Raw genomic sequence first — 20,085 nt, 5'->3', positions numbered from 1 at the left:
AGTGATTTTTACAGCTCGTTTTCCAAAATCTCAATCCGCTCATCAAAACTCAACTCTTGATAGATTTGATGGAGCATCCACATGTACCCATACGGATCAACAAACAATGAATTTTTGAGCGCTCCTTCCATCATTTCAGTAATAGGCTGTACTTCTTGACAACCGTTTTCCATTGCCAGTTGATGTGTCTCTTCAATATTTTCTACTGTTATATTAAACCAGATAGTATTGGGATGTTCTTGGGTTGGTGCTTTTAACCCATATTCTTCATTGGCATCTAACATGTGAAACCTCGTGCCATAAAGTTGAAAAACCGCTTCATTCATTCCGATAGGGTATTCGGTTGCTTCCACTACCTCTATTTCAAACACCTTTTTATATAAGGCAAGCGCCTTAAGGCTATCACTAACAATAAAATCGATTTCTGTCCCTTTAATCATTTGTTTTTCCTCCTTCAAAGCTACTAACTGTTGATTAATTTTTTTAATCTTTTGCTCCTCCATTTGAATTAAATGTCGCGATTGATCTCGTTTTCTTAACAAAATAGTTTCCAAAAAAGAAGCATCCTTAAGTTTTCTCAAAGTTTCCGCCATCTCTTCAACTTTAAACCCTGAATCTCTTAACAGTAAAATTTGTTTCAATAAAGGAATTTGATGTGCGCTATAATAGCGATATCCTGTTTTTTTATCAATTTCATTTGGAACAAAAATTCCTGCTTTTTCATAATGACGCAGCATCCGTGGGGAAATATCCATTAACTTGGCAAATTGCCCAATTTGATACATAGAGTCTCCTTTTCATTCAATTGATATTCTTATCATAAACCTTGACACCATGTGAAAGTCAATGAAAAAGTTTCTATATAAATACAAATTAGTTCACTTGGCAATTGCTATAACTGGATAAAATTCGAAATGCCTTAACTTACTAGCTCTAAGGATCCAGATAGACAGCGAGACTAGTTCAATTCAAAAGCTCGACTAGTATTAATTAACATAAATCCCAATTTCTTGAAACTAAACACTGTTTCCGTTCCAAAAAATCGGTCACAACTTATTTTTTTGAAGTCCTGTTTGTATCTCGTTGTGGCACTGGATATTTCACCGCATTTTTCTTCAACTTTTCTTCGATAATTTCGTCCAAATCAAACCCTAAATTATCAGCCATCATGTAGGAGTAAATGAGAACATCAGCCAATTCTTCTTTGATTCGTTCTTCTTGTTTGATGCCTTCTTCTGCTGTTTTCCATTGAAAAAGTTCTAACAATTCTGCTGCTTCTAAACAAATTGAGAGCGCCAAATCTTTTTCATTATGGTGGGGGCGCCAATTTCTTTCATCACGAAATTGATTAATTTTTGCCATTGTATCCATTTGTTCCCCTGCTTTCTTATTCATTTGATGGCAACTGAAACCCATCGAACGTTTCACCATCATAGTATTTTAATAACTGTTCTGTAGACAATAATGAGGAGGTTATTTCTTCCTCTTCAACAACTGCTTGATTCTCTTCTCTATACAACAAATAAGCCTGTAAAAGCTGTTGGTAAAGTTTTTTTCGTGAAGAGGCTTCCGCTGAAAGAAACGTTAATTCTTTTAAGTGTCCGCGATAGACAGGCAAATCATCAACGAATTCGATTGGTAATTCTACTACAGTTAACTGAAATTCTTCAAAGACTTCTTCGTACATCTGCCATTCCCTCTTTCTGTCGATATTGTTTTGGGGTCATGCCCATTTCTTCTTTAAAACGTTTATAAAAAAAGGCTTTGTCTTGATAGCCGATTCGTTCAACAATTGTTTGAATCGATAAATCTGTTTGCTTCAAGTAGTTTTTCGCCAATTGGATTCGGTAGGCTAAGACAATTTCCGTAAACGTTTTGTTTGTTTTTTCTTTTAAAAAATTCGATAAGTAATTCGGATGAAAATGAAATTTAGCGGCGACTTCTGCTAAAGTGACATGCGCAATCTGTTGCTCAATATACGCTAAAATCACCTCAACACGTTGATGATTCGACAAATAATTATCTTGCATCTTTAAAGCTTCTCTAGGCAGTTGACCTAGTTCCACCACTAGCAAAACAAAGGCCGCTTTGGTCACTTTATTATTAAAATAGGCCATTTTCACAATTTGTTTCAGTAATAATAGCGAATAGACGTGAACATCCGAATTTGGCTGGCTGGCAAAAACGAAATATCGAGGAATGTTTTCAAATTCACTGCTAGCAATTTCTGTAAAAAAACGATACATGACTGGCTCTTCCGCCAGCTGATTTAAGAGCGTATCAAGAAAATAGTGCTTTTTAAAATAAAATATAATCATAGACATTCCTTGCCCCTGATAGCTAACCGAGGTTGCCTCATTGACAATCATGACTTGGCCAGCCGAAAACGAACACCTTTGTTGATCCAAATAAGCATTGCCATCTTGCTCTAAACAATAGAGCATCCGAATAAATCCTTTCGGAACGTCAATTGTTTCCGAAGATGCCAACATAAAGCCCGCAATTTCTCGATGCGGATTTCCCTTAAATTGCGCTACTTCATTCTCAAGAGCATTGGTAGTGGTTAAATAACAATCTAAGGTCTCTAAAAACTGATAAAATGCTGCATATTGTTCTTCTTTGCTTGCCAATTAATCACCTCATAATCCAACACTTTTTACTTTACTCCCTCTATTTTTTTCTTTGGCGTTTCCTTCTATACTAGATACATGGTAACACGAAAAAAGAGATTCAACAGTTTTTAGGAGGAATTTTTTATGAAAATTAGTTTTATCGGTGCTGGAAATATGGCATCCGCTATTGCCAAAGGTGCGCTAAAAAAGCAATTTATTGCCGCAGAAAACCTTTATTTTTATGATATTCAAGTCGAAAAAACCGCCGCTTTTGCACAAGAAATTGGTGCACACGCGGTTGCTTCGCCTCAAGAAGCTATTACAGTAGCTGACTTAGTTATTTTAGCGGTGAAACCGCAATTCGTTCAAGCAGCTTTACTTGAAGCAAAAGAAGCAATTTTAGACAAGCAACCGTTAATTGTTTCCATTGCAGCAGGTACGACTATTGCAGAATTGCATCAACTGTTTGAGACTACCCAACCGCTTCGTCTTGTTCGTGTGATGCCAAATATGAATGCATTGATTGGCGCAGGTGCAGCAGCTGTTTGTGGCAACGCTTTTGCATCCCCCGAAGACATCCAGACTGTATTATCGTTGTTTCGAGCAGTTGGCCAAGCCTGGGAATTAGAGGAACAGTATTTTTCGATTTTTACTGCTATTGCAGGTAGCACTCCTGCGTATGCTTTCTTATTTATTGATTCGATTGCCCGAGCAGCCGTTAAAAATGGTATGAACAAAGAGTTAGCCTTAGAAATTGCCACACAAGCTGTACTAGGCAGCGCTCAAACTTTGGCAAATAGCACAGAGAATCCTTGGACTTTAATCGACCAAGTCAGTTCTCCTGGCGGAACCACGGTTGCTGGGATTGTCGAATTAGAAAACAATGCGTTTATTTCAACAGTCATCAAAGGGATTGAGGCCACCATCCTTCGGGATCAAGAATTAGCCAAACAAGACTGAGAAGAATAATTACATGAGCGAATAAATAAGAAAAAGCGCTGAAAATTCAGCGCTTTTTCTTATTTTAGTTGAATGAGTAAGCCAAAATGATCACTGACTATCGGTGTTTTCCTACCATCAAAAATTACTTCATATTTTCGTACGTGCCACTGTTTTGGAACAAATGCGTAGTCAATCCGCAAGGCTGCTTCATTTTCTTCCCAGCCATCTATTTTTTTCTCTACTGTCGCTTCACCGCTTGTCTCTTCCGCTACAACAAATGCATCTTGAATCGGCAAGTAACTATTTTCCAATAATTGATAGCCAGTTGTACCAGCTGGGTTGTTTAAATCGCCTAAAATGACTAACGGTTGTTGCCCCATCGCTAAGTATTTCTCTAGTTGTAGCCATTCATAGGCAAAACCTGTACAGGGTGTTTCCCACCAAGAAAAGTGACCAGAGACAACAGTAAGCGTACCTTTTGAACTCTCTGTCTCCGCTACTAAGATTTTTCTTGTTCGATAATTCGTTGGTTCTTGGCTTTCTGAAATAAGGAGAGCTTCACTAGTCAACGGACATTTCGAAAGTAGTGCGTTCCCTTCTTCATAAATAGCATAACCAATGTGGCTCATTTCCCAACTCCAATAATAGTGTTGGCCTTTTTCAGCTAGATATTGAACGATTAGATATGCAAAATTATCTTCATGGACCGGTGTTTGGGTCGCTACGGGACAAAAAGTAGTTAACTGTTCTAACGGCACTTTCTTGGAAGCGACTTTCTGATTCACTTCTTGTAAGGCAATTATTTCACTTTCAGAAGATAAAATCACCTTGGCAATCTCCTCTAATTTTTTTAACGGTTCTTCTTCTAACCAGCTATGAGTATTGATTGTTAAAAGATTCATCTTTTCCCCTTCTCTTACATGTTATTAGGTCAGTGAGTGGGACAAAAATCACTTTGGATTTTTGCTTCACGCGCAAAACCTGATAAACGGCGGGAACAGAACCAACTCCTTCGGAAATAAGCCGAAATTATCCAAAAATTAAAAAGCAATTTCCGGAAATTCCTTCTTATTTCTCGGAGTTAAACGGTTCTGTCCCGACCTCATACCTAATCATTTAAATTTCAATCTGTCCGATCACAGTTCCCGCAGTGGTGGTTCCTAGTTGATTAATAACTACTTGTTCCACTTTGTCGCTGTTTGTAAAGGCGACAATAATCGTTGTTTCTTTGCCAGCTTGTTCAATCACATCCAAATTCATTTTAGCTAGTTTCGTCCCAGCTTTCAATGATTGTCCTTCTTTAACAAAAGATTCAAAAGCAGGTGTTGCCATTTCAACTGTATCAATCCCCATATGGACAAGTACTTCGATGCCTTCTTCTGTTTGTAGCCCAATCGCATGTTTGCTTGGGAAAACACTTAGGACTTTCCCCGAAATTGGTGCCACCACCTCTCCTTCTAGAGGCTTAACTGCAAATCCATCCCCCATCATTTTTTGTGAAAAGACAGGATCATTGACTTGCGCCATTGGAATAACTTCCCCTGTCGCCACAGCCACGAAATCTTTTTTCTTGCCTAAGAAATTCGTTGTTGGCACTCCTGTTGTACTTTCTGCTATAACTGGTTCTGGAATGTCAACGCCGGAAGCTAGTAAATCTTCAATATCGGATTTTAAAACATCGGCTTTTGGTCCATAAACGGCTTGAACACCATTATCTTTCACAATCAAGCCCATTGCGCCTGCCCGTTTCCACGCCTCTTCCGAACCGACTTTTTCTCGATCCTTTACACTGACACGTAAGCGTGTCATACACGCATCAACTTCTTTGATATTTTGTTTACCACCAAGTAAGTAGACAATTTGCGCGATTTGCTGATCGACGACACCTGAACCAGCCGCGCCAGATGCGATTTCTTCGCCGTTATCATTGTCGTAGTTTCCATTTCTTCCAGGTGTTGCGTAATTAAATTTTTTAATTAAGAAATTGGCTAAGAAATAAGTGACAGCACCAAAAATGATGACCATTAAAACAAAATTGATTAAATCGCCACCTAAACCAGCTTTTATTGCTAGCGGTGTTCTTGTTAACAATTCAATATTTCCAAACGAATGCACACGCAATGGTAAAATATCAGCCATTGCAAAAGCAGCACCTTGGATCACGGCATAAATCACATAAAGCGGCACTGCAGCAAACATAAACATGAATTCTAGCGGCTCTGTCACACCAGTTAAGAAAACAGCTAAAGCAGCAGAAAAATACATTGATTTATATTTAGCTTTTTTATCTGCATCGACATTACGATACATCGCCAAAGCCATCCCCATTAAAATCCCTGAAGAACCAATCATTTGGCCTACTTTGAATCGAGCTGGTGTCCAATTTTCTAAGACAAACTGATACTTGCTCATATCACCAGCGCCTTTAAGATTCACTAAGTCTGTTGCCCAAGCCAACCATAAAGGATCTTGACCAAAGACTTGGGTTCCAGCTTGTGCGCCAGATAAAATTTCATACGTTCCACCTAATTGTGTATAGTTGATTGGAATCGTCAACATATGATGTAACCCAAAAGGTAATAACAAACGTTCCAACGTTCCATATAAGAATGGCGCTAAAATAGGTGCACTATCTTGAGATTGCGCAATCCATAACCCAAAATTATTAATTCCCGCTTGAATATTTGGCCAAATAAGTGCTAATGCAATTGAGACAATTGTTGACCATAAAATAACGACAAATGGGACAAACCGTTTACCATTAAAAAATGATAGCGCATCTGGTAATTTCCGATAATTGTAATACTTGTTGTAAGCCATCGCACCGACAAAACCAGCAATAATCCCTACAAAGACACCCATATTTAATGCCGGAGCTTCTAAGACACTTGTAAAGAATCCCTTCACCATAATCTTGGTGCCAAATAAGGTATGCGTGAAAGCTTGTTCATCTGCCAACATTTCATTTGTTACACCAAAAATGGCTCCAGTAATACGGTTGATTAAAACAAAAGAAATCCCCGCTGCAAATGCGCCACCTGCACGATCTTTGGCCCAACTGCCACCTATTGCTAACGCAAATAGTAAATGTAAGTTGCCAATAATTGCCCAACCGATACTCTCCAGAACTCCGCCTGTTGTTACTAACAAGCCTAAATTAGGATCGATTAAAGGAAGCGATTTCCCAATACTAATCATTAAACCCGCTGCGGGCATTACTGCCACAACGACCATTAAAGCTTTCCCGAATTTTTGCCAAAACTCAAAACTAAACATTTTTTTCATTCCTGCCACTCCTTACGCAATCGGTTTCGTTATGTTGCCATTATATACTCCTGTTTCCTTTTTGTAAATGCTTTAATTTCAAAAATATTGTGGAAAACAACTCCCTACTACTTAATCCTTTTTTATTTTGTCTTTTAATAAAGCAAATAAAGCTCCTTCTAACCTACCTTTGTTTCAGCTTTTATTCATAAGATTACACTTTTTAAGCATTGACTATTGACTAATGCAATCGGTTGCGTTTATGATAGACCTATCAATAAAATCACTGAGGGGGATTCTCATGAAACAAATCAAACGTTTATTCCAAATTGATCCTTGGAAAATCCGTACTACACACTTAGATAAAGAAAATTTACGTTTACAAGAATCATTAACGAGCATTGGCAATGGCTATATGGGGATGCGGGGAAATTTTGAAGAACACTATTCTGGCGACCACCATCAAGGAACCTATTTAGCAGGTGTTTGGTATCCAGACAAAACACGTGTTGGTTGGTGGAAAAATGGTTATCCTGAATATTTTGGTAAAGTGATTAACGCAATTAATTTCATCGCAATGGACTTACAAATTGATGGACAAACAATTGATTTAGCCACTACACCTTACGAAGATTTTTCTTTAGAATTAGACATGCAAAATGGGGTCCTTTCTCGGCAATTCACCATCCAAACACCGAAGAACAAAGTGCGCTTCTCTTTTGAACGTTTTTTAAGCTTAGAAAAAAAAGAAGCGGCTTACATCCACTTAACAATTGAAATGCTGGAAGGTACAGGCACAATCACTCTTCACTCAAAATTGGATGGCGATGTTCAAAATGAAGACAGCAATTATGAAGAACATTTTTGGGAAGAAAGAGCTATTGAAACACAAGAAACACTTGGCTTTGTTACAACTAAGACCATTCCTAACAACTTTGAAATAGAGCGTTTTACAGTGACTGCAGGCATGCGCCATTTCATCGATGGAGCCTCTGTTGTGCCTACATATACACAACAGCCCTTGGCTTTAACCGCAGAATTGACGGTGTCTTTAAACGAAGGCGAAACGACCGCTATCACAAAAGAAGTGCTTGTCGTTACCAGTCGTGATGTGCCAGAAACGCAACAAATCACACGAGTAAACGAATTATTTTCAGAAATGACCACCTTGTACCCTGAAGCAAAAGCTGGGCAAGCTGCCGCTTGGGCAAAACGTTGGCAATTAGCTGATGTTGTTATTGAAGGAGATGATGAAGCCCAACAAGGCATTCGTTTTAATCTTTTCCAACTTTTCTCAACCTACTATGGCGAAGACGATCGTTTAAATATCGGACCAAAAGGCTTTACGGGCGAAAAATATGGTGGTGCCACATATTGGGATACTGAAGCATATGCTGTCCCACTTTACTTGGCGTTGGCTAAGCCCGAAGTTACTAAAAATCTACTGAAATATCGCCACAATCAATTGCCTCAAGCCATTCATAATGCCCAACAACAAGGGTTAAAGGGTGCGCTTTACCCAATGGTTACTTTTACTGGTGTCGAATGTCATAATGAGTGGGAAATCACTTTTGAAGAGATTCACAGAAATGGTGCGATTGCTTATGCGATTTATAATTATGTCAACTATACAGGAGACGAAGATTATCTAAAAGATGCTGGTCTAGAAGTGCTTGTGGCAATCGCTCGTTTTTGGGCAGATCGGGTCCACTTCTCACAACGTCATAAACAATATATGATTCATGGCGTAACGGGGCCAAATGAATATGAAAATAATATCAACAATAACTGGTATACCAATACCATCGCTGCGTGGGTTCTACGTTACACCCGTGAGTCTTATTTAAAATTCCAAGAAGAAACAACGCTCAAAATTGCAGACGACGAATTAGCTAAATGGGCAGACATTGTAGAAAATATGTACTTCCCAGTGGATAACGAATTAGGCATTTTTGTACAACATGACACTTTCTTAGATAAAGATTTAATGCCTGTTTCTGATTTACCACTTAGTGAGCTGCCTTTAAATCAACATTGGTCATGGGATAAAATTTTGCGGTCTTGTTTCATTAAACAAGCCGATGTTCTTCAAGGAATTTATTTCTTCAATGACGCCTTTTCTTTAGAAGAAAAACGCCGGAACTTTAACTTTTACGAACCAATGACTGTCCATGAATCTTCCCTTTCACCAAGCATTCATGCTGTGTTAGCTGCTGAATTAGGCATGGAAGAAAAAGCAGTGGAAATGTATCAACGAACAGCGCGCCTTGACTTAGATAATTACAATAATGATACAGAAGATGGCTTACACATTACCTCAATGACTGGTAGTTGGCTAGCGATTGTGCAAGGTTTTGCCCAAATGAAAACGGACCATCAACAACTAAAATTTGCACCCTTTTTACCAGCGACTTGGACAGCCTACTCATTCCACATTAATTATCGGAATCGTTTACTATTTGTTGAAGTTGCAGCAGACCAAGTGGCCTTCACTTTACTCGACGGCCCTGCAATTCCATTAACTGTTTACGATCAAAAATACACGTTAAAAGATCGATTAGTTTTACCGATTAGAAAGGAAGAAGTTCATGTTTAAAGGCGTTTTGTTTGATTTAGATGGCGTTATTACTGATACAGCAGAATTTCATTACCACGCTTGGAAAAAATTAGGGAACGAAATTGGAATTTCCATTGACCGTGTTTTCAACGAACAATTGAAAGGTGTAAGCCGTGAAGATTCTCTGCAGTTACTGTTAAAATACGGAAAAAAAGAAGGCACGTTTTCTTCTGAAGAATTTGCCCAGTTAGCGCAACGGAAAAACGATTATTACTTGGAAATGATCCAAGCAATTACGCCTGAAGATGTCTATCCAGGAATTCTTTCTTTATTAACGGAATTACGTGAAGCCAATATTAAAATCGCCTTGGCTTCTGCAAGTAAAAATGGGCCTTTTCTTTTAGAAAAAATGCAATTGACGCCCCTTTTTGATGCCATTGCTAATCCAGCAGACGTTCAGGCAGGCAAACCCGCTCCAGATATTTTCATTTTAGCTGCGAAAGAAATTGATTTGACACCAGCAGAATGTCTTGGCATTGAAGATGCCAAAGCTGGGATTCAAGCGATTCTTGCTAGTGGAGCGCAACCTGTTGGCGTTGGCCGCAAAGAAGAGTTAGGCGAAGGGTTGCCCATCGTGCCAGAGACGAGCGCTTTAACGTTTGATTACTTAAAAAAAGTGTGGCTTGATCATGAAGGTTAATCGTATCACCGTAACCGATATTCCAAACACAAACTTAAAAAAAATTACTTTGAAGAACGACTTTTTAGAAGTCGTTCTTCTCAATTATGGCGCGCGCCTCCATCAACTTTTGATGCCAAACAAAAATAATCATTGGGAAAATATCCTTTTATCGTATGATTCGTATCAAGATGTATTAAAGGATCAAAGCTTTTTTGGCGCCACTGTTGGACCAGTTGCTGGACGTATTCGTAATGGCCATTGGCAAAATGGAATATTAGAACAAAATAGCGACGGTCATCATATCCATGGTGGCTCAAAGGGGTGGTCTTTTCAATATTGGACAGTCGAGCCCTTTGAAAAAAAGGATATCATTGGCGTTGCTTTTCATTTAACCGACACCATTTCTGGCTATCCTGGACCAATTGAGGCCACCATCACTTATCAGCTAGAGGATAATCATTTACGAATGATCAGTACTGGACGGAGTAAACAGGAAACACTTTTTAATCCTACAAACCACGCCTACTTTAATTTATCTGGCGATGGAAAGTTAGACATTCTGTCACATTTGCTATCTTTGAACTGTCAAGGTATGTTAGAATTAGACGATAATAAGCTGCCTACTGGACGGATTTTACCAGCTTCTGAACTATCCATACGTTTTAATGAACTGACACCTATCGAAACAATCCTCCAACGCTATCCAACCGGGTTAGATGATGTTTTCCCCTTAGTTGGCTCTGACTTAAGACAGCCACAATTATGCTTACAAGAACCTACTTCTGGAAGAAAAATGACGATAGCAACAACGAACCAAAGTATGGTATTATTTTCTACGACTGGTTTTGAGGCTCCATTTTCTATTAATGGACAAGCGATGCATTCAAACTATGGCTTAGCAATTGAACCACAAGAGTATCCAGACATTGTTCATCATCCTCAGTGGGGCTCTATTTTATTACCAGCTAATAAAAAGCAAACCTACCAAACGGTTTATCAATTTAACCTTCTATAATCACTAAGAAAGGCGTGGCAAAAATGGCAATTACAGTAAAAGATGTCGCTAAGAAAGCGGGGGTTGCAACCTCAACCGTTTCGCGTGTCATTAACGATCATCCAAGTATTTCTGAATCGACAAAAAAGAAAGTGCGAAAAGTCATGGATGACTTAGGCTATGTGCCAAATATGACGGCACGGAATTTGGGTAAACGAATTTCAAGTGCCATTGGCGTAATTTTACCTCCTTTAGATTCGAAAGAACGGTTAGGGAATCCATTTTATTTAGAAATTATGGAAGCCATCAACGAGGAAGCCCGTCTTTATGATATGACTACTGCTATTGCAACTGCCAAAAGTTTTGATGTACTATTGGAAAACGTTAAAAGAATGCATCTTCAAAAGCAAGTGGACGGTTTTATTCTTGTGTATTCAGATAGTAAGGACCCCGTCATTGATTACTTATATGAAAACAACATTCCCTTTACTTTAATTGGTCAACCTTATCAACATGAAACGGAAATAGTTTACGTGGATAATGATAATCAATTATTAGGGAAACAAGCGACGGAATTTTTAATTGAAAACGGCCATAAAAATATTTTATTTGTGACCAATACAACGCATGAAAGTTTGTACTTTGAACGTTACTTTGGTTATCAAAAAGCAATGATGATGCAAGGATTAACTGTTTTACCAAGCGTTGCGTTAGAAAAACCTGAAGATTACATGGCTTTCGATGATATTCTTCATCAAAATAATGCCACGGCGTTGGTGGTGATTGATGATATCTTTGCTTTGCGGACGATGCAACTTGCGCAAATCTATGGTTATCAAGTTCCTGAAACGTTATCCATTATTAGTTTTAACAACTCAATCTTTTCAACATTGACACATCCTTATCTAACAAGTATTGACATCGACACGTCAGAATTAGGTCGAATGGCGATGAAAAAATTATATGAATTAATCCACGAAGAATTGACGAATGGTGTCCGTCTCGTTATTCCTCACAAATTAATTAAGCGTGAAACAGTTATTCCTATTCATTAAAAAAGAAGCGTAAGCAGTTTAACACTGCTTACGCTTCTTTCTATGTGTACGCTCTTATTCGTATGTATTACTTTTATAAAATAACTTTTTGCGAAATTTTTTTCCAAAACGTTTCTTCTTTTGCATCAAATTGAGCTGGTTCCCCGTCAGACAATTTTTCATTTAATAATGATAATTTTTCTTGATGTTTTGCATACTCATCTTTTTTTATTAGCTCTAAACGATACGCACGATCCAAGATCGACTCTCGATAGTTAACATTCATTTTCGTTGCCTTTGCCATTTCTTACATCCCTTCCCAAAATAAATTTTCATTTTTTCGTTAAATTCTTCTATAATTATAACAAAAATATCAGAAAAATAAATATGAAACAAACGATAATTGCGAAAATTTTGTTTTTTCATGCAATTATCGTTCGATTATTTAAGAAATTAAAATTATTAACCAATAATTAATCAATCAGCAAACGCATTAAATGAACATCTAAAAATTCACCTTGGTCTGTTTTGGCGCCCCGAGGCATAATTGCTTCTGTTTCAAACCCTAATTTTTTATAGACATGAATCGCTCGTTGATTACGATCCTGTACCGTTAATTCCAAGCGACGAATAACATAACTTTCATGCGCCCAGCGAATAAGTTCTTCCATCAGGATACTGCCCAGTCCATAGCCCCAGTACTCTTTTAAAATACTAATGCCGATTTCACCAATATGCTCCATCCGCTTTTTAGAAGAAGCAGACACAGAAGCGGTCCCAATGATCGCTTCTCCCGCTAATGCCACCAATAAAACATTATTTGGCGATTCATAGAGTGTTGCTAGATTTTCAGCCAATTCTGTTGTCGACATGGCCATTCCTCGCTCATCCATTACCAAATAGGGCGTTTCACTCCCAATTTTTGACATCACAGATAGTAATTGATCCGCATCAGTAGGCACTGCTTCTCGAATAGAAAATGTTTGTTCAGTCATATTCGCGAGCCTCCCACGCTTGTAAAATCTCTGCTATTCTTTCTTCTGCCAATGGACCAGTTCCACGGAATTCAAGAACTCTCTTGTCAGCTTCTTGAGAATCTTTATTCAAAATAATTTCTAAATAATCTTCTGGCAATTCTTCTTCAATCAAGCTGCCCCATTCTACAACGGATAGCCCATCTCCTTCAAAATACTCATCTAACCCTAATTCATCCGCACCCTCTTCAACACGATAGACATCCATATGGTATAACGGAAGTCGTCCTTGTGGATATTCGCGGATAATCGTATAGGTGGGACTTTTAATCATTTGGGAAATGCCTAATCCTAAAGCAATCCCTTTCGTCATTGTCGTCTTACCGGCCCCTAAATCACCAGTCAGGACAATTACATCACCAGCTTGTGCCTTTTGTCCAATGATTTGAGCAATTGCTTCTGTTTCCAATGGATTGTTCAGGACAATGTTCATTTTTTTGCCTCCCATCTGCAAGAATCTATGTATGAAAGTATACCGAAAATTCAATAAGTTGACTAGTGGCAGCTTCAAAAAAATAAAGTTGAGGCCCAAGTGTCCTGGGAACCTCAACTTCTACTTTGCTTATTTATCATGCTTCGACATAGTTAATTAGTCGTTCATTAATGTTTGAGCAGCTGTAATGATTGATAATTTATAAACATCTTCTTCGTTTGCACCACGTGATAAATCAGAAACTGGTTTGTTCAATCCTTGTAAGATTGGGCCAATTGCTTCAAAGTTACCTAAACGTTGAGCAATTTTGTAGCCAATATTTCCTGATTGTAAATCTGGGAATACAAAGACTGTTGCTTCTCCAGCAACTTTTGAGTTGGGCGCTTTTAATTGTGCAACAGAAGATACATAAGAAGCATCAAATTGTAATTCACCATCAATCGCATATTCAGGTGCTAATTCTTGCGCAATTTTTGTAGCTTCAGCAACTTTTGTTACTTCTGGTGCTTTTGCAGAACCTTTTGTTGAAAAACTTAACAATGAAACTTTTGGTTCAATGTCAAATAATTCAGCTGTTTTGGCACTATCAACAGCAATTTCAGCTAATTCTTGTGCAGTTGGGTTCACGTTAATCGCGCAGTCTGAGAATAAATATCTTTCTTGGTCACGACCACGAATCATTAAGAAAGCACCACTTGTACGGCTCACGCCTGGTTTTGTTTTAATGATTTGTAACGCAGGGCGAACTGTATCACCTGTTGAGTGGATAGCACCACTAACCATACCATCAGCAATACCCATGTAAGTTAACATAGTACCGAAATAGTTGACATCTTTTAAGATTTTTTCAGCATCTTCTTTAGTAGCTTTTCCATTACGGCGTTCAACAAATGCTTCGACCATTTCATCCCATTTTTCATAATCATTTGGGTTGATAATAATAAAGTTTGATGTGTTGATTCCACGAGCCATAGCAGCATTTGCGATATCTGTTGGATCACCAATTAAGATTGGTTCTACTAATTCATCAGATTTTAAGCGGGCAGCAGCACCTAAGATTCTAGGATCTGTTGCTTCAGGGAAAACAATTTTGATATTACGGCGTACGACTTTAAATTTTAAGCTATCGAATAATTCCACGATAAACCCTCCAGTTTTATATTTACAAAATCCATCATACACTATTCTCAAAGAAAATAACAGTTTTTTCTAGCTGTATTAGTCAAAAAAACCAATAATCCGATAAACTTTTCACAAACTAACTCTTCTACACTACAACAGATTGCGCTGTTACATTACACTGTTTCAGGAAGTTGCCAATCAATCGGCGTTTCCCCTAAACGTTCTAGAGCGGCATTCGCTTGAGAAAACGGACGTGAGCCAAAAAAACCACGATGCGCTGACAATGGACTTGGATGTGGCGATTTGATAATCACATGCCGAGTCGTATCAATCATTTTAATTTTTTCTTGAGCTGGACGTCCCCATAAAATGAAAACAACGGGTTTTTCACGCTCATTCAACTTTTCGATAATGACATCTGTCAGTTGCTCCCACCCTTTACCTCGATGGGAATAGGCTTGACCTGCCCGAACGGTCAACACAGTATTTAATAACAACACGCCTTGTTTGGCCCAGCTTTCTAAAAAGCCATGGTTGACGGGTTGGTACCCTAAATCAGCTTGTAATTCTTTGTAAATATTCACAAGAGATGGCGGCACTTTCACACCTGGCTGGACAGAGAAACTTAATCCGTGTGCTTGATTGGGTCCATGATATGGGTCTTGTCCCAAAATTACTACTTTTACTTCTTCAAAAGGGGTTAGTTCTAACGCTGAAAATAAATGATACATATCTGGATAAATCGTTTGTGTCTGATATTCTTTTTTCAAAAATTCCCGCAATTCTTGATAATATGGTTTTTCAAATTCAGCAGATAAAACGGTTTGCCAACTATTGTGAATAATTTCTTTCATAATGCTCACTCCTTCGCTCTCTAAGCATAACGAATTTCTCCAAACCTGACAAGAAATTTCTGGGTACTTTCTCTTGGAAAAACGTGGTAAACTATAGGTAAGCTTTAAATAGATAATGAGGTGTAGAGAATCGATGATTAAATTAATTGCTTCAGATATGGATGGAACACTTTTAGATGCAAAAATGAGCATCACAAATGATAACGCTTCAGCAATTCGCGAAGCGGAACGTTTAGGAATCGAATTTATGGTTGCTACTGGCCGCGCATATACCGAAGCGAAACCCGCGTTAGAAGAAGCTGGAATTGACTGTGCCATGATTACTTTAAACGGCGCCCAAGTGTTCGACAAAGATGGACACTCACTTTTCACGGCTGGGATCGAAAAAGAAACAGTAACAGAAGTACTAACTATTTTGAGTCAACACAATGTTTACTATGAAATCTCTACAAATAAAGGTATTTTTTCTGAACATCAAGAAAAAAGAATTGAAAACTTTGCCGCTCATATTGCAGAATCCATGCCCCATTTAACTTATAAAGTGGCGATTGCCATGGCTTCAGCACACCTATCTTTATTGCATATTACCTATGTTGATCGCTTAGACGACATTTTAAAAGATGATTCGATTGAAGTCCTTAAAATTATTGGCTTCAGTATGGATGGGCCGAAAGTATTAGGTCCTGCTGGGATGGAAGTAGAAGAACTAGATGATTTGGTTGTTACCTCTTCTGCTCTTAATAATATTGAAATTAACCACCGCCTAGCACAAAAAGGGATTGCGGTTGCGCGCGTCGCTAAAGAACGTGGGATTCCCGCTGAACAAGTCATGACTATTGGTGATAATTTAAATGACGTCAGCATGATTCAATGGGCTGGGGTAAGTTTTGCAATGGGCAATGCCGAACTGGAATTAAAAGAATACGCTAAATATGAAACAGCCACTAATTTAGAAAATGGTGTTGGCGAAGCCATCCTGCGTGCAATAAGAGAAGATTTGTAATAAGCACTACCAGTTACAGCACTCATTTATATATAGAAAGGAGATCGTGTCGTGTCTGAATTTTTTATTCAAGAACAACAGTTAGGAAAAGTTACGCGAACCATCGTGAAAGACCAAGCAGGCCGTTCACTTTTTCTATTGGTGGGGCGCTGGGGCACACGAGGAGATGCGCTTTCTTTATATGCAATGAACGGAGAAATTCTAGCCAGTATTAAACAAGTTTCTTGGACTTTTGGTACACGATTTGAGTTATATCAGCGTTTTGAAAAAGTGGGTACTCTACGAAAACTGTTCAATTTGAATGCTGATTTCTATTATGTTCAAGGCCTTCACTGGGCAGTTGTTGGTGATATCAAAGCGCACCAATATTCAATTTATCAAGTCCATAAAAAAATTATGTCAATGGATAAAACCATGCTTTGTACAGGCGACTATTTTGTTTTAACTGTTGCCAATGATGAGGACGCACCGTTGTGCATCTGCATAGCAGCTGTCCTTGACTACTGGTTATATAATAAGAAAAAACAAAAAACTTCCGATGATTTTGGATTAGATTTTGATCCTTTAACGGATTAATGAAAAATAACGAAGCTAAAGTGATTGACTTTAGCTTCGTTATTTTTACACTTCTTTTTGCATATGATTGTACAAGTGACCACTAATAGTCATTGTTGTGACATCTTTAAAGCCTTTGCTTGCATATAACTTTCTCGCCCCTGGATTGTCAAAATCAACATTTAGACCCAAGGCTTGCTTCCCGCTAGCTTTGGCTACTTCAGGTAAAGCATCTAATAACTTAGAACCAATTCCCATTCCACGGAAACGTTCATCCACAGAAATCGTGTCTAAATACCATTCATTAGGCAAGGTTTCTTCTTCAATAAATAGCCGAACATCTTCTGCTAAGCCATGTTTTTTAAAGACTTCTCTTAAAGGTTCATCAATAATCTTTTCATCTTCCGCAGGATAGCCGACAGCAATCCCTGCAACTTCACCTGCATGTTCATAAACTAAAATTCGTTGATAGCCATAGCGATAGGTTGGATACGCCGTTGCCTCTGCTAACAGGTCAATCATTTGTTCTTCTGAGACTTCTTCTAAAATTGGTAACTCCATATCTTTTAAAATAACTAAGACCAGCCGAGCAATCGCTTGACCGTCTTCTTTTGTTGCCGAGCGAATCATTGTAATTCTCCTTTACATTTAACTAAAAAAGAACTGGCTACTATCATTACTGACTTAGCCAATTCCTTTTATCTTGTCTTTAGTATAACAAATTTATTATTGAATTTCTACTGTAACCTGACGTCGTCCCCAAGCAGTACATTGCTCTACTGAATCAAAATGAACATCAACAATATTTCCTTGAATGGCGCCACCTGTATCTCCAGCAATAGCAAAGCCATAACCAGAGACTTTCACTAATGAACCTAGAGGAATTACGCTTGGATCAACTGCAACTACATTGCTTTGTTTACTTAAGTCAATACCAGTAGCACTTAGATTACTTGCACCTGGCTCACGCCAAGAATAAGCGGTTGATTCCATCTGAAGCACACGACCAGAGCCAGTTCCTGGTGTTGATGATTCGCCTGTCGATGATTCTGTCGTTGATGACGATTCGGATGAACTAGCTGAACTTGAAGATTCAGTGCTACTGCTTTCCGTACTTGTAGAAGAGCTTGATGCTTGACTGCTTGACTCTTCAGCAGCTTCGGCTTCTAGTTTAGCCGCCGCATCTGCTTGCGCTTGTTTGTCGGCAGCTGCTTGTTTCTTCGCTGCTTCTGCTTTGGCAGTTTCTGCCGCACGTTTTTTCTGTGCCTCAGCTGCTGCTTTTTCGCTGACTAAGCGTTGTTGCTCTTTCTGTTTGTCTGTCGAAATTTGAGCCAATAATTCTTCATTATTCGCCATTTTTTCTTTTAACTCAGAGACTTTATTATTCATTGAAGAAGCTTCAACTTGTAATTTCTCTTCATTTTGTTTTAAAGTTGTTTGCGTATTTTCAACTTTTTCTTGTAATGCAGCTAATTTTTCTTTTTCGCTAGTTAAGCTTTCAATCTTTTCCCGTTCAAAGTTTTGTAAAACGGTCATGGCGTAGGCCCGATTAAAGAAATCTGATAAATTTTCTGCATCTAATAAGGCTTGCCAAGTACGTTGGTCGCCATTTAATTGAATATCCTTCATACGATCGCCAACAGCTTCTTTACGACGAGAAATATTTTTTTCTGTTTTTTCTATTTCCTCTTTCGAAGTTTTCAACGTATCTTCCGCTTTTGAAATTTGCGTTTTTAAACGTTCGATTTCCGCATATTTAGCATTTACATCGTCTAAGGCTGAATTGATTTCTTTACTAATTAACTCCCCAGATTGTTTCGCTTGCGCTTCTTTTTCTTGCAACGAATCAAGTGATTCTGCTGCCGCAGCGACTGGAAGTCCAAAATTGATAAGCATCATTGTTGTTAAAAATGGTATCAACTTTTTAACCTTCACTAAATCCAACACCTTTCCTAACTTATCTAAAACACCTACTCATTATACTAGTCAGGAGGGCTTGTTTTATTTCAATCATGTTACAATTTATTACAATTTAAATGCAACTCTTTTTTTATCCTGCGTTTATTCATTAGTCCATTTCTATCTCAATTCTTTAAGAATTTCTTAAGACGGCTTAAAAACTAGCTTTTGACGATTTTTCTTTTTTTCATCCCATTAGACCATTGATTGAAATATTTTGTAATATTTTTTGTTAATTATTGGCCCTTTTTCTTCAAGTCTTCTAAGAGATGCCGAACTTCTTTGGAATTTTTAATGTTTTTTAAAGTTAGTTTTGGGTAATTGTTAATAAAACGACGTTGTTGGAAATTTAATCGATTTTGGAAATGCTCTTTTTTGGTTCGTTCTTTTAACTTCTGCCAATCAGCTGTAGCGATTTCCATTTTTGTGTTCAACCGTTGCTTAAATTCTTGTTGGTTCGTTTCCAACGTTTGGCCCATCTCGGTAATAAGTTTTTTGAAACCTTGCATGTTCAGCAACGTATAAATTAAGTCAAGCCCCATTACAATCACTATGCAAAGTGCTAAGTAGTTGCCAAAGGTTGCTTGTAAAAAGCTGACAACTTTGGCGATTTCTGGTTGAATAACTTTGACAATCAAGACACAACCCAATCCCCAAAAAAGAGAAACCGGTAAAGCCACGCGACCGTTTAAATTAAAAGGTACATCATGATAATCCCACCAAGAGGCATGGAACAGTTTTTCCAAGCCATAACTAGTGACATATTCTAAAATCGTCACTAAAACAGCCGATCCGACATACAATACCAAGAGATTGTTTTCAAAGGGTTCCACAAAATAGAGAACGCTTAAGACCCCAAATCCATAAATAGGACAATAGGGCCCTACCAAAAATCCTCGATAAACAAATTTTTTAGCTTTTAATGAACAATACACCGTTTCCCATAACCAGCCGATAAAGGAATAAATAAAAAATAACAAAATAACCTGACTCATTTTTTCCACGTTTCTGTCACACTCCACTTCTTTGCGCTTTTCTTC

General features: G+C 38.1%; 21 protein-coding genes and 1 pseudogene. 7 read left to right on the top strand and 15 right to left on the bottom strand.

All coding sequences use genetic code 11. The annotated features are described in order from the left end of the window. Positions 1-8: 8 nt before the first annotated feature. The 5 genes and pseudogenes from IGJ46_RS03555 to IGJ46_RS03535 form a co-directional block, all read right to left on the bottom strand. Complete coding sequence (locus IGJ46_RS03555) at positions 9-440, bottom strand: VOC family protein (RefSeq protein WP_025187508.1); 432 nt, start codon at positions 438-440, stop codon at positions 9-11. Positions 441-584: 144 nt separating this feature from the next. Then, positions 585-785 (bottom strand): annotated as a pseudogene (locus tag IGJ46_RS03550) (MerR family transcriptional regulator); the annotation flags it as partial. A 268-nt stretch (positions 786-1,053) separates the two neighbouring features. After that, positions 1,054-1,395 carry a nucleotide pyrophosphohydrolase gene (locus IGJ46_RS03545; RefSeq protein WP_049095726.1) on the bottom strand — a complete coding sequence of 114 codons (342 nt, stop codon included), beginning with the start codon at positions 1,393-1,395 and terminating at the stop codon, positions 1,054-1,056. Further along, on the bottom strand, positions 1,388-1,687 hold the full coding sequence (locus tag IGJ46_RS03540; protein WP_002358867.1) for a hypothetical protein: 300 nt from the start codon (positions 1,685-1,687) through the stop codon (positions 1,388-1,390). Before IGJ46_RS03540 ends, IGJ46_RS03545 begins: the two co-directional genes overlap by 8 nt. Continuing rightward, on the bottom strand, positions 1,668-2,630 hold the full coding sequence (locus IGJ46_RS03535; protein WP_002396471.1) for a helix-turn-helix domain-containing protein: 963 nt from the start codon (positions 2,628-2,630) through the stop codon (positions 1,668-1,670). The genes IGJ46_RS03540 and IGJ46_RS03535 overlap by 20 nt, the downstream gene beginning before the upstream one ends. Before the next feature lie 126 nt (positions 2,631-2,756). On the opposite strand from IGJ46_RS03535, the gene proC reads away from it, so the two are divergent. After that, a complete protein-coding gene (gene proC, locus IGJ46_RS03530; RefSeq protein ID WP_002358864.1) occupies positions 2,757-3,572 on the top strand; it encodes a pyrroline-5-carboxylate reductase in 816 nt (271 codons plus the stop codon). A gap of 59 nt (positions 3,573-3,631) precedes the next feature. On the opposite strand, the gene mapP is transcribed toward proC, so the two are convergent. Together mapP and IGJ46_RS03520 are read right to left on the bottom strand one after the other, a co-directional pair. Then, entirely contained in the window at positions 3,632-4,456 is an 825-nt protein-coding gene (mapP, locus tag IGJ46_RS03525; RefSeq protein ID WP_218391467.1) for a maltose 6'-phosphate phosphatase, read from the bottom strand. Positions 4,457-4,670: 214 nt separating this feature from the next. After that, a complete protein-coding gene (locus IGJ46_RS03520; protein ID WP_002355846.1) occupies positions 4,671-6,839 on the bottom strand; it encodes a PTS transporter subunit IIBC in 2,169 nt (722 codons plus the stop codon). 280 nt (positions 6,840-7,119) lie between these two features. On the opposite strand from IGJ46_RS03520, the gene IGJ46_RS03515 reads away from it, so the two are divergent. Genes IGJ46_RS03515 through bopD form a run of 4 tightly spaced genes read left to right on the top strand, consistent with a single transcriptional unit; the run spans position 7,120 to position 12,106 of the window. Next, positions 7,120-9,414 carry a glycoside hydrolase family 65 protein gene (locus IGJ46_RS03515; protein WP_002355845.1) on the top strand — a complete coding sequence of 765 codons (2,295 nt, stop codon included), beginning with the start codon at positions 7,120-7,122 and terminating at the stop codon, positions 9,412-9,414. Beyond that, positions 9,407-10,075: a beta-phosphoglucomutase gene (gene pgmB, locus IGJ46_RS03510; protein WP_002355844.1), complete on the top strand. Its 669-nt coding sequence runs from the start codon at positions 9,407-9,409 to the stop codon at positions 10,073-10,075. Before IGJ46_RS03515 ends, pgmB begins: the two co-directional genes overlap by 8 nt. Continuing rightward, entirely contained in the window at positions 10,065-11,072 is a 1,008-nt protein-coding gene (locus IGJ46_RS03505) for an aldose epimerase family protein (RefSeq protein WP_002394337.1), read from the top strand. Before pgmB ends, IGJ46_RS03505 begins: the two co-directional genes overlap by 11 nt. A 23-nt stretch (positions 11,073-11,095) precedes the next feature. Continuing rightward, entirely contained in the window at positions 11,096-12,106 is a 1,011-nt protein-coding gene (gene bopD, locus IGJ46_RS03500; protein ID WP_002358859.1) for a LacI family transcriptional regulator BopD, read from the top strand. Between the two features lie 73 nt (positions 12,107-12,179). On the opposite strand, the gene IGJ46_RS03495 is transcribed toward bopD, so the two are convergent. The 5 genes from IGJ46_RS03495 to IGJ46_RS03475 form a co-directional block, all read right to left on the bottom strand. Beyond that, on the bottom strand, positions 12,180-12,389 hold the full coding sequence (locus tag IGJ46_RS03495) for a hypothetical protein (protein ID WP_002355840.1): 210 nt from the start codon (positions 12,387-12,389) through the stop codon (positions 12,180-12,182). A gap of 169 nt (positions 12,390-12,558) precedes the next feature. Further along, the gene (locus IGJ46_RS03490) at positions 12,559-13,080 is read right to left on the bottom strand and encodes a GNAT family N-acetyltransferase (protein WP_002358858.1); all 522 of its coding nucleotides are present in this window, start codon (positions 13,078-13,080) and stop codon (positions 12,559-12,561) included. Next, on the bottom strand, positions 13,073-13,567 hold the full coding sequence (gene tsaE / locus IGJ46_RS03485; RefSeq protein ID WP_002386189.1) for a tRNA (adenosine(37)-N6)-threonylcarbamoyltransferase complex ATPase subunit type 1 TsaE: 495 nt from the start codon (positions 13,565-13,567) through the stop codon (positions 13,073-13,075). The genes IGJ46_RS03490 and tsaE overlap by 8 nt, the downstream gene beginning before the upstream one ends. A 141-nt stretch (positions 13,568-13,708) precedes the next feature. Next, a complete protein-coding gene (pta, locus tag IGJ46_RS03480; protein ID WP_002355836.1) occupies positions 13,709-14,692 on the bottom strand; it encodes a phosphate acetyltransferase in 984 nt (327 codons plus the stop codon). A gap of 155 nt (positions 14,693-14,847) precedes the next feature. After that, entirely contained in the window at positions 14,848-15,528 is a 681-nt protein-coding gene (locus tag IGJ46_RS03475; RefSeq protein ID WP_002378112.1) for a uracil-DNA glycosylase, read from the bottom strand. A 133-nt stretch (positions 15,529-15,661) separates the two neighbouring features. Between IGJ46_RS03475 and IGJ46_RS03470 the strand changes: the two genes are divergently transcribed. After that, on the top strand, positions 15,662-16,531 hold the full coding sequence (locus IGJ46_RS03470; protein WP_002383369.1) for a Cof-type HAD-IIB family hydrolase: 870 nt from the start codon (positions 15,662-15,664) through the stop codon (positions 16,529-16,531). Between the two features lie 51 nt (positions 16,532-16,582). Beyond that, complete coding sequence (locus IGJ46_RS03465) at positions 16,583-17,107, top strand: LURP-one-related/scramblase family protein (protein ID WP_002355833.1); 525 nt, start codon at positions 16,583-16,585, stop codon at positions 17,105-17,107. A gap of 45 nt (positions 17,108-17,152) precedes the next feature. On the opposite strand, the gene IGJ46_RS03460 is transcribed toward IGJ46_RS03465, so the two are convergent. The 3 genes from IGJ46_RS03460 to IGJ46_RS03450 form a co-directional block, all read right to left on the bottom strand. Beyond that, a complete protein-coding gene (locus tag IGJ46_RS03460) occupies positions 17,153-17,716 on the bottom strand; it encodes a GNAT family N-acetyltransferase (RefSeq protein ID WP_002355832.1) in 564 nt (187 codons plus the stop codon). 96 nt (positions 17,717-17,812) lie between these two features. After that, entirely contained in the window at positions 17,813-19,033 is a 1,221-nt protein-coding gene (locus IGJ46_RS03455; protein WP_016617472.1) for a 3D domain-containing protein, read from the bottom strand. A gap of 248 nt (positions 19,034-19,281) precedes the next feature. Further along, positions 19,282-20,049 (bottom strand): putative ABC transporter permease, encoded by a 768-nt coding sequence (locus IGJ46_RS03450; RefSeq protein ID WP_002387023.1) that lies wholly within the window; start codon positions 20,047-20,049, stop codon positions 19,282-19,284. Positions 20,050-20,085: the final 36 nt, after the last annotated feature.

It is taken from the genome of Enterococcus sp. AZ120, from assembly GCF_050546165.1.
Classification (GTDB): domain Bacteria; phylum Bacillota; class Bacilli; order Lactobacillales; family Enterococcaceae; genus Enterococcus; species Enterococcus faecalis.
The sequence above is the reverse complement of the archived record's forward strand: the minus strand, read 5'-3'. Positions and strand labels throughout refer to the sequence as shown.